Origin of the sequence: Micromonospora sp. NPDC049114 (assembly GCF_040648635.1) — a bacterium.
GTDB lineage: Bacteria > Actinomycetota > Actinomycetes > Mycobacteriales > Micromonosporaceae > Micromonospora.
Genome location: NZ_JBEZEA010000002.1, coordinates 863426 through 876499, shown reverse-complemented (window position 1 = coordinate 876499; position 13074 = coordinate 863426). Strand labels below are relative to the sequence as shown.

The 13074-nt window shown below is 69.3% G+C and carries 9 protein-coding genes; 8 read left to right on the top strand and 1 reads right to left on the bottom strand.

Going from position 1 to position 13074, the window contains the following annotated elements; all coding sequences use genetic code 11:
• The first annotated feature begins 49 nt into the window (after positions 1 to 49).
• The 5 genes from AB0B39_RS11460 to AB0B39_RS11440 are packed head-to-tail and all read left to right on the top strand — an operon-like array spanning position 50 to position 5739.
• On the top strand, positions 50 to 1003 hold the full coding sequence (locus AB0B39_RS11460) for a sugar ABC transporter permease (RefSeq protein ID WP_357492924.1): 954 nt from the start codon (positions 50 to 52) through the stop codon (positions 1001 to 1003).
• A complete protein-coding gene (locus tag AB0B39_RS11455) occupies positions 1000 to 1830 on the top strand; it encodes a carbohydrate ABC transporter permease (RefSeq protein ID WP_357492922.1) in 831 nt (276 codons plus the stop codon). Before AB0B39_RS11460 ends, AB0B39_RS11455 begins: the two co-directional genes overlap by 4 nt.
• 8 nt (positions 1831 to 1838) lie before the next feature.
• A complete protein-coding gene (locus AB0B39_RS11450) occupies positions 1839 to 3020 on the top strand; it encodes a mandelate racemase/muconate lactonizing enzyme family protein (RefSeq protein WP_357492920.1) in 1182 nt (393 codons plus the stop codon).
• Positions 3017 to 4225 carry a fumarylacetoacetate hydrolase family protein gene (locus AB0B39_RS11445; RefSeq protein ID WP_357574229.1) on the top strand — a complete coding sequence of 403 codons (1209 nt, stop codon included), beginning with the start codon at positions 3017 to 3019 and terminating at the stop codon, positions 4223 to 4225. Before AB0B39_RS11450 ends, AB0B39_RS11445 begins: the two co-directional genes overlap by 4 nt.
• Complete coding sequence (locus AB0B39_RS11440) at positions 4222 to 5739, top strand: aldehyde dehydrogenase family protein (protein ID WP_357492916.1); 1518 nt, start codon at positions 4222 to 4224, stop codon at positions 5737 to 5739. The genes AB0B39_RS11445 and AB0B39_RS11440 overlap by 4 nt, the downstream gene beginning before the upstream one ends.
• A gap of 255 nt (positions 5740 to 5994) precedes the next feature.
• On the opposite strand, the gene AB0B39_RS11435 is transcribed toward AB0B39_RS11440, so the two are convergent.
• Positions 5995 to 7518 carry an alpha-N-arabinofuranosidase gene (locus tag AB0B39_RS11435; RefSeq protein ID WP_357574228.1) on the bottom strand — a complete coding sequence of 508 codons (1524 nt, stop codon included), beginning with the start codon at positions 7516 to 7518 and terminating at the stop codon, positions 5995 to 5997.
• A gap of 691 nt (positions 7519 to 8209) precedes the next feature.
• On the opposite strand from AB0B39_RS11435, the gene AB0B39_RS11430 reads away from it, so the two are divergent.
• The 3 genes from AB0B39_RS11430 (at position 8210) to AB0B39_RS11420 (ending at position 13027) form a co-directional block, all read left to right on the top strand.
• Entirely contained in the window at positions 8210 to 9232 is a 1023-nt protein-coding gene (locus AB0B39_RS11430) for a LacI family DNA-binding transcriptional regulator (protein WP_357492912.1), read from the top strand.
• Positions 9233 to 9404: 172 nt separating this feature from the next.
• The gene (locus tag AB0B39_RS11425) at positions 9405 to 11582 is read left to right on the top strand and encodes an alpha/beta hydrolase-fold protein (protein WP_357574227.1); all 2178 of its coding nucleotides are present in this window, start codon (positions 9405 to 9407) and stop codon (positions 11580 to 11582) included.
• A 104-nt stretch (positions 11583 to 11686) separates the two neighbouring features.
• Complete coding sequence (locus AB0B39_RS11420; RefSeq protein ID WP_357574226.1) at positions 11687 to 13027, top strand: extracellular solute-binding protein; 1341 nt, start codon at positions 11687 to 11689, stop codon at positions 13025 to 13027.
• The last annotated feature ends 47 nt before the right edge of the window (positions 13028 to 13074 follow it).

The window sequence follows — 13074 nt, the reverse complement described above, 5'->3', positions numbered from 1 at the left end:
GCGACGGTTCGTGCGCCGGCGGCGTCCTTCCTCAGGAGGATCGAACCCGATGACTGTGGTCGAGCAGACCGGAACACCGAAGACAACACCCCCAGCCCGGGCCTGGCGTCGGCCCAGCCCGCTGGGCAGCAAGTGGACGCCGTACCTGTTCCTGGCGCCCGCCGCCCTGTTCATCCTCGTCTTCCAGGCGGTACCCCTCGTTCAGGAGGTGTACCTCAGCTTCACCAGGACGAGGCTGCTCAACCCCACGCAGAGTGAATGGGTCGGGCTCGACAACTTCAACCGCGTCTTCGGCGACTCGGACTTCCACCGCACCCTGCTGATCACCGTCGTCTACGTGATCACCTGCGTGGTCGTCGCCATCGGCGCCGGGCTCGTCGTCGCGCTCCTGCTCAACGGGAAATTCCGGGGACGTGGTGTGGCGCGTGCGCTCGTGACCGTCCCCTGGGCCGCCCCCGGCATCGCGGTCGCGCTCATCGCCACCTGGATGCTCAACGCGCAGTACGGCATCGTGAACCGCTTCCTCGACGCGGTCGGGCTCGGGGTGCCCGGTGGCGCCATCCTGGACAGCCCGCGCTACGCGCTGCCGGCGGTGCTCGCGACGACGATCTGGCAGCTGTTCCCGTTCACCTCGGTGGTGCTGCTCTCCGCGTTGCAGTCCGTTCCGCAGGATCTCAACGAGGCCGCGACCGTGGACGGCGCGGGACGATGGGCCACCTTCCGCGCCGTCACCTGGCAGGTCATCAAGCCGACAGTGGGTCTGCTGGCGCTGCTGATGACGATCTGGTCGTTGCGGAGGTTCGAGCTGATCTGGCTGATGACCAAGGGTGGGCCGGTCGGCGCCACCGAGACGCTGGTCATCGACCTCTACTCGCAGGCGTTCGACTCGAAGGAACTCGGATCGGCGGCGGCCATCGGAATGGTCGGCGTCGTCATCTCGCTCATCGTCGTCATCGGCAGCCGCCTGGTCGCCCGTGCCGTGGAGAAGGGGGACGTCCGATGAGGCGCTTCCGTTTCGGTGTCACCGCACGGATCGTCGCCGTGCTCGTCGTGCTGGGTGTCGCGGTGTTCCCGCTGTACTGGATGTTCGTCACGGCGCTGTCCAGCAACAGCGACCTCTTCGCCGATCAGCCCCGGCTCACGCCCGACCTCGGCCAGTTCGGGGTCTTCGTGGACGCGTTGGCCGAGGGCAAGGCGGCCGGGTGGCTGTTGAACAGCCTGATCATCGCCGTGGGCACCATGGTCGTCTCCGTCGGCCTGGGCATCCCGCTCGGCTACGCGCTGTCCCGGTTCTCGTTCGGGGGCAAGGCGGTGCTGACCGTCGTGCTGCTGTTCACGCAGATGCTTCCCGAGGCGCTCATGGTGGTGCCGCTGTTCGCGCTGTTCCGCCGCTTCGAACTGCTCGACTCGCTGACCGGCCTCGTCCTCGTGAACTCCGCCTTCGTCCTGCCGATCGTCGCGCTGATCCTCAAGGGCGCCATCGACGGCATCCCGAAGGAGCTGGAGGAAGCCGCACGTGCCGACGGCGCACGGCCCTTCACCACCCTGACCCGCATCAACGTGCCGCTCATCGCGCCGTCGATCGCGGCCACCGCGGTCATCGCCTTCTTCCACGCCTGGAACGAGTACGTATTCGCGGTGACGTTCATCTTCAACCCCGACCTGCAACCCGCCTCCGTCGGCATCGCGAACTTCATCGGCGAACTGGGTACACCGATCCAGACGGTGATGGCCGTTGCCTTCCTGTTCACGTTGCCCGCCGTCGCCTTCTACCTGTTGGTGCAGAAGTACGTGGTCTCCGGCATGACCGCCGGCGCGGTGAAGGGTTGAGCCGAACTATGAAGATCACCTCTGTCGACACGCTTGTCGTCGACTTCTACCGCACGAATCTCGTCATCGTGCGCGTCCACACCGACGAGGGGATCGTCGGGCTCGGTGAGGCAACCCTGGAGGGCAAGGAACGGGCCGTCCAGGGCGCCATCGCCGAGCTGGCCGAGGCGGTGGTGGGCCTGGACCCCACAGGCATCTCGAAGATCCTCTACGAGACCGCGCGGGACTGGTACTGGCGGGGCGGGCCGGTCATCATGACCGCGTTGAGTTCGCTGGAGATGGCCCTCTGGGACATCTCGGCGCGCGAGCTCGGCGTCCCGGTCTCCCGACTGCTCGGCGGCGCGACCCGCGACCGGGTCCGGGCGTACGCGAATGGCTGGTTCTCCGGGGCCGTCACGCCGGAGGATTACGCGGCAGCGGCGCGCAGGACTGTCGAGTCCGGTTTCCGGGGCCTCAAGTGGGACCCGTTCGAGAACTACGACCTCACCATCAGCACCGCTCAGCTGGACCGGGTGCTCGCCCAGATCGACGCCGTCCGTGGGGCCGTGGGCCGCGATGTCGAGCTGTTCGTCGAGGGGCACGGCCGTTTCGACGTCCGCCACGCGATAAAGGTCGCCAACGAGATCGCCCAGTTCGACCCGGTGTGGTTCGAGGAACCCTGCCCGCCGGACAACCTCGACGCGCTCGTCGACATCCGCCGCGCGTCGCCGGTGCCGATCGCGGCTGGGGAGCGGTGGTACGGCCGGCAGGGCTTCGCTCCGGCGTTGGCCCGCCAGGCTGTCGACTTCGTCCAGCCCGATGTGACGCACGCCGGCGGGATCGCGGAGCTGGCCTTCATCTCGACCCTCGCCGCGACCAGCTACGTGGGCTTCGCACCGCACAACCCGAGCGGGCCACTGAGCACCGCCGCGACCCTGCAACTCGGGGCGACGCTGCCCAACTTCCGGTACCTGGAGATCATGGCGACGGACGTGCCCTGGCGTCCGGAGATCACCAACGAGCGACTGGTGCTGACCCCGGACGGCGACATCCTCATCCCGACCGGTGTCGGTCTGGGCATCGAGGTCGATCTCGCCGCGATCGAACAGCACCCGTTCACACCGCACCCGCTGCGGATGTTCCAGGACGCCGTCTACGACATCCGTCCCCGGGACGAGCGGTCCTTCTTCAACCTGGAGAGCGGATCATGACGGTCCCACGGCCCCGGGGTGGGGCCGCCGGCGCGGACTGGGCCGGGACCGCCGCCGAGGCGTTGCCGGACGATGCGGACGCGGTTCTGATCGGCCGGATCTGGGATCCGTCCGTCGACGGTCCCACGCCCGTGGCCGTGCGCAACGGCGAGGTCATCGACCTCAGCCACCGGTTCCCGACCGTACGGGACATCTGCGAGCTGCCCGACCCCGCCGCGACCGTGGCCGGGCTCGACGGGGCGCGGGTGGGCGACTTCGGGGCGATCCTGGCCAACACGGGGGCCGCGACCCGGGACCGTGCTCGGCCCTGGCTGCTCGCCCCGGTGGACCTCCAGGCGCTCAAGGCCGCCGGCGTGACCTTCCCCATCTCGATGATCGAACGCGTCATCGAGGAACGGGCGCGGGGTGACCTGGCGCTCGCGGCCGACATCCGGCAACGGATGTTCGCCGACATCGGTGTCGACCTGCACAACCTGGAGGCGGGCTCGGCCGAGGCGGACCGGCTCAAGAGCCTGCTGGTCGCCGAGGGCATGTGGAGCCAGTACCTGGAGGTGGGGATCGGCCCGGACGCCGAGATCTTCACCAAGGGCCAGATCCTCAGCGCCGTCGGCACCGGCGTTCCGGTAGGCGTGCTCGCCGCGTCGACCTGGAACAACCCGGAACCCGAGATCACGCTCGTCGTCCAGTCCAGCGGCCGGATCGTCGGCGCCACCCTCGGCAACGACGTGAACCTGCGCGACATCGAGGGCCGCTCGGCGCTCCTGCTTCCCCTGGCCAAGGACAACAACGCCTCCTGCGCGCTCGGTCCGCTGATCCGGCTCTTCGACGACCGGTTCGGAATGGATCGGGTACGCGAACTCGAGGTGCGCCTGGAGGTCCACGGTCAGGACGGCTTCCTGCTGGAGGCGGTCTCGGAGATGACCCGGATGTCGCGCGACCCGGAGGAGCTGGTGCGGCAGTTGATCGGCCCGCACCACCACTATCCCGACGGGGCCGCCCTGATGCTCGGCACCATGTTCGCGCCCATCCAGGACCGGGACCGCCCCGGCGAGGGCTTCACCCACAAGGTCGACGACGTGGTACGGATCAGCTGCCCGGCACTCGGGACCCTGGTCAACCGGGTGCGGCACGCGGAGGAGTGCGAGCCCTGGCACTTCGGCGTCCGCGACCTCATGGGCAATCTGGTAAGGAGAGGACTGCTGTGAACGTGGTCAGCACTGTCGATCCGCGCGACGGTAGGCGTCGCGCGACGGATCTCACCGAGACCGACGAGTCTCGGCTGGAGGTGATCACCGGTCAGGCGTCCCTGGCGACGCGGTGGTTGGCCGACCTCGGGAGGCTCGGCCGGGCCGAGCTGCTGGACGCGATCGCCGCGTCGCTGGAGGCCCACCGGGTGGATCTGGTCGCTGCCGCCGAGGCGGAGACCGGGCTGAGCCACGCGCGCCTCGACGGGGAACTCACCCGGGCCGCCGTCCAGTTTCGGATGTTCGGCGAGGTGCTGCGCGACGGGGCGTACGTCGAGGCGGCCATCGACCACGCCGCCGACACACCGCTCGGACCCGGCCCGGACGTGCGGCGGATGCTCGTACCCCTCGGGCCGGTCGCCGTCTTCGGTGCCAGCAACTTCCCGTTCGCCTTCTCGGTCGCCGGCGGTGACACGGCCGCCGCGCTGGCCGCCGGCTGTCCCACGGTCCTGAAGGCCCACCCGTCGCACCCGTTGACGTCGCACGCCTCCGCCGCCGCGATCGCCTCGGCCGTCCGCGACCTGGGCGGGCCCGACGGTGTCATCGCGACCGTGTACGGGGAGCCGGCGGGCCGCTCGCTGGTGCGTCACCCCGCGATCCGCGCGGCCGCCCTGACCGGCTCGGTGAACGCGGCCCGCGCCATCCAGGCGGCCATCGACGAACGACCCGATCCCATTCCCCTGTACGCCGAACTGAGCAGCGTCAACCCGATCGTCGTCCTGCCCGCCGCGGCCGCCGAACGGGGTGACCGGATCGCCGAGGGTCTCTTCGGCTCCTTCACCGCCTCCGGTGGCCAACTGTGCACCAAGCCCGGCCTGGCGTTCATCCCGGCGGACCAGGGCGGTGACCAGTTGGTCGACGCCCTGCGGTCGAAGGTGGCCAACTCGGGCGGCACGGTTCTGCTCAACGAGCGCATCCGGGACGCGTACGAGAGCCGGGCCACGGAGTTCGAGCGGGCCGGTGCCCGGATCTCGGCACGGGCCCAGGACGACGCCGGCGCGGGCTTCACCGCCGCACCGAGGCTCCTGGAGGTCGATCTGCCGGGCCTGACCGCCGAGATCGCCGACGAGTGCTTCGGTCCGCTCATGGTCGTGGTCCGGTATCACGACGCCGCCGAACTCGACGCCGCGCTGGGCGCCGTGCCCCCGTCGCTGACCGGCTCCGTCCATCGTGGCTCCGGTGACGACGCCGATGTCGTACGCCGGCTGGTCGACGTGCTCGCCGCCCGCGCGGGTCGCATCGTCTTCGACGGCTATCCCACGGGTGTGCGGGTGTCGTGGGCGCAGCACCACGGTGGACCCTGGCCGTCGACGAACGCCGTGCACACGTCGGTGGGCGCCACCTCGATCCGACGGTTCCTGCGCCCGTTGGCGTGGCAGGACGCCCCGGCCTGGGTTCTTCCCGAGGAGTTGCGCGACGAGTACACCGCCATTCCGCGGCGAGTCGACGGGAGGTTGGCGCCAGCGGCCGAATAATCGCGTCTGCCGGTCTCTCCCGGGTGCTTTTGTGGGCCACCCGTGAGTGGCGCGCGAATTCCGTGCGGAAACGGAACCGACACCGAATTCGCACGCCGGTCGCCGGGGCGTCGCTGACGCGTGCCCGAATTGTTTTCGACGGCGCTTTCGGATCCCATTCCCGGGCCCATCCTGACCGTCAATGCAATTCCTGGTTTTGGGGAAGTCCCGGCCGCGCACCCCTGGTGAAAGCCAGGGTTGCGCGGCCGGGGCGGCTCACGACGTCACGTCGGTGGCACGGAGTCGCAGCATGGTCCAGGACGCGGGCGGGAGAGTCAGCTCGACGCTGGCGCCGCTGCCCCGGACCGTGTCGTTGGCGCGCGGCTCGGCGTGGTCCGGACCGTCGGCGGTGTTCTTGGCGTCGAGGTCGGCGCCGCCGACGGTGACGCACTCGATGATCCCGCCGACCTGGGCGCCGGCGACCTCGACCGTCACCTCGGCCGCGGTGTCGACGACCCGGTTGACGAGGAAGACGGTCATCTCCCCGGTGTCGTCGTCCCAGGTGGAGGCCGCGTCGACCGCGTTGACCGCGCCGTAGCGGTCGGTGCTCGTCGTGCTGCTGTCCAGGAGCACGTCGAGGACGGCGCCCTGGGCGTGCCGGGCCGTGCGGGCGAAGGGGTGGAAGATGGTCTGCCGCCAGGCCGAGCCGCCCGGTTCGGTCATGATCGGTGCGATGACGTTGACCAGTTGGGCCTGGCACGCGGCGGTCACCCGGTCGCTGTGCCGCAGCAGGCTGATCAGCAGGCCACCGACGACGACGGCGTCGGCCACGCTGTAGTGGTCCTCCAGCAGGGGCGGCGCGACAGGCCAGTCCTCCCCGCTGGGCGGTGTGGACGGCGCGGCCGACTGGTACCAGACGTTCCACTCGTCGAACGCGATCATGATCTTCTTGGTCGACCGGCGGATCGCACCTACCGAGTCGGCGATCGCGGTGACCGCGTCGATGTACCTGTCCATGTCCTCGCCCGAGGCGAGGAAGCTGGGCAGGTCGTCGTCGACCGGCTGGTAGTAGGCGTGCAGCGAGATCAGGTCGACGTCGTCGTACGCCTCGGTCAGCACGTCACGCTCCCAGCTGCCAAAGGTCGGCATGCCGAGGTAGGAGGAGCCGCAGGCGACGAGTTCGAGATCGGGGTCGAAGCGGCGCATCGCCTTCGCGGTCTGCGCCGCGAGTCGCCCGTACTCGGTCGCGCTGCGCTGGCCCACCTGCCACGGGCCGTCCATCTCGTTGCCCAGGCACCACAGCCTGATCCCGTACGGGTCGACGGCGCCGTTGTCGCGGCGTTGATCGGCGAGGTGGCTCCCCGCGCGGTGGTTGGCGTACTCCAGCAGGTCGACGGCTTCAGCGGTGCCGCGGGTGCCGAGGTTGACCGCCATGATCGGGTCGACGCCCGCCTTGCCGACCCAGCGCATGAACTCGTCCAGCCCGAACGCGTTCGTCTCCAGGCTGTGCCAGGCGAGGTCGAGCCGTGCCGGTCGCTTGTCGACCGGGCCGATGCCGTCCTCCCAGCGGTAGGAGGAGACGAAGTTGCCGCCCGGGTATCGGACCGTGGTGATGCCCAGCTCGCGGACGAGCGCGAGGACGTCGCCTCGGAAGCCGTCCGCGTCGGCGCTCGGGTGGCCCGGCTCGTAGATTCCGGTGTAGACGCAGCGGCCCAGGTGCTCGACGAACGAGCCGAAGAGCCGCCGTGGCACCGGTGCGACGCGTCGACGGGGGTCCAGGAGCAGGCGCGCGGTGTTCACGACTGCCCTCCCTGCTTGTCGCGTCGGTGCCGGACCGGCGGTGCGGCGCGGTGGTGGGGGAGTGGGGTCGTGCGGCCGGCCGAGCGCTGCGGCAGATGGTCGAGGTGGGTGTTCAGGGCGGGCTCCCTTCGTGCGAGGCCCCGACGTCGAGACCTGCATCGCGGCGGCGGGACCCGGGGGGTGGTGGGTAGGTGCGAGCTCTGGACATCGCCATGATCGTCGATTACGTTCTCGATCTATGTAAACGTTACCGATCACGTTTGCGCAAGGGAACACGGCGCCCGTGGTCAATGTCCGCGCCGGGCGGCTCCGCAGCACGCCGCCCCCTCGGGTGCTGCTGTCGTGCCCGCACGCCCCGTCCCGGCGCGCTGCCGCCCGGGACCGTCGACCCGCATGTCGGTGAGCGTTCACCGACGTCCGGGAATGGTCCCTGACGGAGAGTGCCGTCTCGTTGTTCGGGGTGGAGCGGACGCGGAAATCGCGGTCCACTTCGACCGCTGGTGATGGCAAGCGATCGCGTTCTCCGCATCGGTTACCACAGTGGGAAGTGCGCCCTGCGAGCATCCCGTTAGGACGTTCCGGTGGAGCGTCGCGGAGGGGCGAAGAGGTCTTGTGTTCGTAATCGGTGTCCGTTACGTTGGCAACATCCTGGAAACGTAACCGATAACGATTGCAGTCCAGAGAGAGCCGCATGATTGAAGCCAATGCGCCGGTAACAATGAGTGATGTCGCCCGGGTCGCCGGCGTTTCCACAGCCACCGTCTCGCGCGTGGTCAACGGGCATTACGGCGTCAGCGCCCGCACGATCGCTCGGGTCCGTACCGCCATCGAGCAGCTCGGCTACGAGTCGAGCCTGGTGGCGTCGAGCCTCCGACGCAGCCGCACCAACGTTCTGGGCCTCGTGGCGCACAGCTTCCAGTCGTTCACGGCGGAGGTGCTCAAGGGGGTCATGAAGGCCCTGAGTCGCTCCGGCTTCGACCTCATCATCTACGCCAACAGCGACCTCTACGGGTCGTACTCGGAGGGTTGGGAGCAGCGGCACCTGACCCGCCTGTCGGGCACCCTCACCGACGGGTGCATCGTCGTCACGCCCTGGGGTGAGGTGCGCAGCCGGACGCCGGTCGTGGCGATCGACCCGGTACGCGGCTCGACGGCGCCCTCGGTCACCGCCGACAACCTCGTGGGCGCGACCACCGCGGTCGAGCACCTGCTCGGTCTGGGCCACCGCCGCATCGGGTTCATCGCGGGTCGCGACAGTCTGGCCTCGGCGTGGTCGCGGGAGGAGGGCTACCGGGCGGCGCTGGCCGAGGCCGGCGTCCCGGTCGACCCGACGTTGATCGGCAGGGGGGATTTCAACCCCGAGTCCGCAACTCCGTTGGCGCGAGCGCTGCTGCGACGAGCGGATCCGCCGTCGGCGATCTTCGCGGCGAGCGACGGGATGGCTCTCAAGGTCCTGGAGGTCGCCAGGGAGCTGGGGCTCTCCGTCCCGGGGGACCTGTCCGTCGTCGGGTTCGACAACATCCCGGAGTCGGCGTCGACCGAACCGGGTCTGACCACAGTGGACCAGTCGATGTATCAGCTCGGCTACGAGGCCGCGCGGATGCTCAAGTCACTGGTGACGGGCGAGTGGGACGAACCGAACCAGCTAGTGCTACCGACCAGCCTCGTGGTCCGCAGCTCGACCGCAGCACCGAAGAGCGCGGCACGACAATGACATCCGCCAACGGGTGCCCGAGCCTGATCGCTCCCGACCGGGCGATCAGGTCAGGTGTGCCCGTGGGAGCAGCCTGAAGGAGGTGCACGAAGCACACACGGTCAGATCCACCGTTGAGTTGCGCCGGTCAGTCGGGTCGCATCCGCTGCCGGCACCTTGAAGGGAGTGGAGTGTGGCTACCGAACAGTATCATGGGCGCTTACGCCGCCCGGGCGTACGCCGGCGGCTGTCGGCGGCGTTCACCGCAGGCGTCATCGCCGCCGCGGCGGTGCTCCTCGCGCCGCAACCGGCGGCGGCTGACACGCCGTGGCTGGCCGTCTCCCCGGACCGCTACGCCTCGTTCTCCGTGCCGGCCGCGTACGTCCAGGAGAAGCTGGGCACTGTCTCGCAGGTCGTCGTCGAGGGAAACTTCGGACCGTCCGCCGCCTGGGCGGAATTCGGTCTGACCCGGCGCGGTGACGTGTGGTCCGGTGTGCTGGGCGCGCTGAAGCCCGGGCTGTACCAGTACCAGCTCACCGCCGACGACACCAAGAGCATCAAGGACCCGACGAACGGCACGAGCGTGGCGTCCGACCCGCTCCTGAGCACCTTCCTGGTCGCGGGCGACTCGGCACGCTGGCTGGCCGACGCCCCGGCCGGCACCGGCGGTGCGGTCGGGACGTTGACCTACCGGGTCCGCGGCGAGCAGCGCTCGGCCCTGGTCTGGACTCCGCCGGGGTACGCGGCCAAGACACCGAAGGGCTACCCCACGCTGTTCCTGGAGTCGGGCGACGGTGTGGCCGCCACCGACTGGCTCGACCTCGGGCGCACGAAGCAGATTCTCGACAATCTCTCGGCGGCCGGCGTCCTGCAGCCGATGGTGGTGGTGATCGCCGACAGCGCGGACGATCGGGAGTTGAAGGATCTGCGCAAGGCGGTCGCCGACCACTACCGGGTCCTTCGCGATCCCGCGCACCAGGCCATCGCGGGAGTGTCCGAGGGGGGCACGCAGGCGCTGGCGGCAGCGCTCGCCACGCCGCGCCAGTTCGGCTACGTCGGTTCGTTCTCGGGCACGTCGGCTCCGGCGATCGACCGCAGGGACGCCAAGGCGATCAACCGCGACGTCAGGTTGCTGCGCCTCTACACCGGAAACGTCACCGATCCCGCGTACAACACCACCTACCGGCTGATGACAGCGTTGGATCGAGCCGACGTCAGGTTCGAGTTCGACGGGGTCGACCCGGACGGCGGCGCGAACTGGACCACCTGGCAGCAGAACCTTGTCGACTTCCTGCCGCGGCTGTTCCGGCACGTGGCGGATCACGGCCCGAGTGCCGGTCACCAGCCGTTGAAGCGCGAGTTCAACCCGCCGCCGGCCGGCACCACCCCGACGCCCTTCGTCAGCGAGGGCGGGTTCGTCACCTTCGAGACGACCACGGACTTCACGGACGCTCAGCACGTCACGGTGTGGGCCAACATCGCGCCGGGCGGCAGCTGGCTGCGCGTGCCGATGACGCGGGACGGCGACCGGTGGCGGGCGACAGTGGGGCCGCTGAAGCCCTGGTTCTACTACTACCGGCTGATCGTCGACCGGGTCCCGTTCAAGGACGTCTCGAACCCGACGACTGTGACCTCCGAACCGATGTGGAGCACCTTCCTCCTCCCGGGGCCGGGCGCCCGACTGCTGTCGGACGTCCCCGCCGGCCAGGGCGGGAAGGTCGAGAGCATGACCTACACCAGCACGGTGGCGGGGCAGGACCGCACCGCGCTGGTGTGGACCCCACCGGGGTACGACCCGGGCCGGGCACAGCCGTATCCCGTCCTCTATCTCCAGCACGGCAGCGGCCAGAGCTACACGGACTGGGTCGAGATGGGACGCGCCAAGCAGATCCTCGACCATCAGTTCCTCGACGGCGACCTCACGCCCATGGTCGTGGTGATGGGCAACGGCAACTCGTCGAACTTCAACAAGGAGCTGTTGGAGAACATCGTGCCGACGGCCCGGGCCCGCTACCACGTCTCCAGTGATCCGTCCCAGCAGGCCCTCGCCGGCCTGTCGATGGGCGGCGGGCAGGCGCTGGGCGTGCTGCGGGCCTACCCGGGGGAGTTCGCCTACGTGGCGGCCCTCTCGGCCGGGTTCGGCAGCGGCACCGGCGTCGACGTGGCCGCGATCAACAACGGGACGAAGATGCTGCGCCTGTACGTGGGCGACCAGACCGACTTCGTGTACCCGAGCTTCATGGCCTCGCTGACCACGTTGAACACCCTCGGTATCCGCTACGAGTTCGACGGCGTCACCCCCGGCCCGCACGGCTGGGACGTGTGGCAGAAGAACCTCATCGACCTGGCGCCGCGTCTGTTCAAGCGCTAGGAGCCTCCCCGGCGACGCCACCGGGAGCAGGTTCTCCTGCCCCGGTGGCGCCCGCCCAGCGCACGGATGCCTGTGCACCGCCACCACCGAAGGGAACCATCTCAATGAAGAGAAGTCGCATACTCGCCACGGTGGCCATGCTCGCGGTCGGGAGCGGCCTGGTCGCCTGCTCCTCGGACGAGGGCGGCAGCGACGCGAGCAACTGCACGAACACCATCACCAAGCAGAACGTGCCGGTCGTGACGATGTGGGGGTGGTACCCCAACACGCAGCTCGTCGTCGACAACTTCAACAAGCTGCACGACGACGTGCAGGTCTGCTGGACCAACGTCGGGCAGGGCGGCGACGAGTACGACAAGTTCCAGACGGCCATCTCGGCGGGCACCGGCGCTCCCGACGTGATCATGGTCGAGGCGGACCGGATCCCGACCTTCCAGATCCAGGGCGCGCTCGTCGACATCAAGCAGTACGGCTACGACGCGGTCAAGGCCAACTACGGCGAGGGCGCCTGGAAGGACGTGTCGGTCGGCGCCGCGGTCTACGGCGTCCCGGTCGACGGTGGCCCGATGGGCATGATCTACCGGAAGGACATCTTCGACAAGTACAAGATCAGTCCGCCGAAGACCTGGGCCGAGTACGAGCAGGCCGCGCAGAAGGTCAAGGACGCCGGTGGTCCGCTGTTCGGGGACCTCGGCGCGAACGTCCCGGCGGTCCTGATGGCGCTGCAGATCCAGAAGGGCGCCGCGCCCTTCACCTTCGATCCGGCGCAGCCGAAGTCGATCGGGGTGAAGCTCAACGACCAGGCGTCCAAGGACGTGCTCGACTACTGGGGCGGGCTCGCCCGCAAGGGCCTGGTCGGTACGCAGGACCAGTTCACCCCGGAGTACATCTCCGGCGTGATCAACGGCAAGTACGCGACGTACATCTCGGCGGCCTGGGCGCCCGGCTACCTCACCGGCGCGGGTGTCGGTAAGGGGCAGGACACCGGCAAGTTCGCGGTGGCGCCGCTGCCGCAGTGGGATCCGGCCAACCCGGTGCAGGTGAACTGGGGTGGGTCGGCCTTCTCGGTGACCAAGCAGGCGAAGAAGCCGGAGCTGGCGGCGAAGGTCGCCTACGGGCTCTACGCCGACAAGGAGTCACTCACCGACGGCTGGACCAACCAGATCATCTTCCCGCTGAACCTCACGGCGCTCAAGGATCCCGCGTTCGTCGACCTGAAGGTGGCGTTCTTCGACGGCCAGCAGGCGAACAAGGAGGTCTACCTTCCCGCCGCCGAGGCCTACAAGGGTGTCGCCTACGCGCCCTTCGGTCAGTACTACCTCGACGCCATGACGAAGCAGGTCAGCGAGATCATCAAGGGCTCCGTCACCGGGTCGCAGGCTGCCGACAAGCTCCAGGAGGACGTGGCGAAGTACGCCAAGGAACAGGGCTTCACCGTTCAGTGACACCGATGGGTGGGCCGGCACCGGCCGGCCCACCCACGGTCCCCAGC

Bases quoted from the DNA above. Each gene is read 5' to 3' on its own strand.
- AB0B39_RS11445 (WP_357574229.1), top strand. From the start codon at position 3,017: ATGACGGTCCCACGGCCCCGGGGTGGGGCCGCCGGCGCGGACTGGGCC.
- AB0B39_RS11460 (WP_357492924.1), top strand. From the start codon at position 50: ATGACTGTGGTCGAGCAGACCGGAACACCGAAGACAACACCCCCAGCC.
- AB0B39_RS11420 (WP_357574226.1), top strand. From the start codon at position 11,687: ATGAAGAGAAGTCGCATACTCGCCACGGTGGCCATGCTCGCGGTCGGG.
- AB0B39_RS11450 (WP_357492920.1), top strand. From the start codon at position 1,839: ATGAAGATCACCTCTGTCGACACGCTTGTCGTCGACTTCTACCGCACG.
- AB0B39_RS11455 (WP_357492922.1), top strand. From the start codon at position 1,000: ATGAGGCGCTTCCGTTTCGGTGTCACCGCACGGATCGTCGCCGTGCTC.
- AB0B39_RS11430 (WP_357492912.1), top strand. From the start codon at position 8,210: ATGATTGAAGCCAATGCGCCGGTAACAATGAGTGATGTCGCCCGGGTC.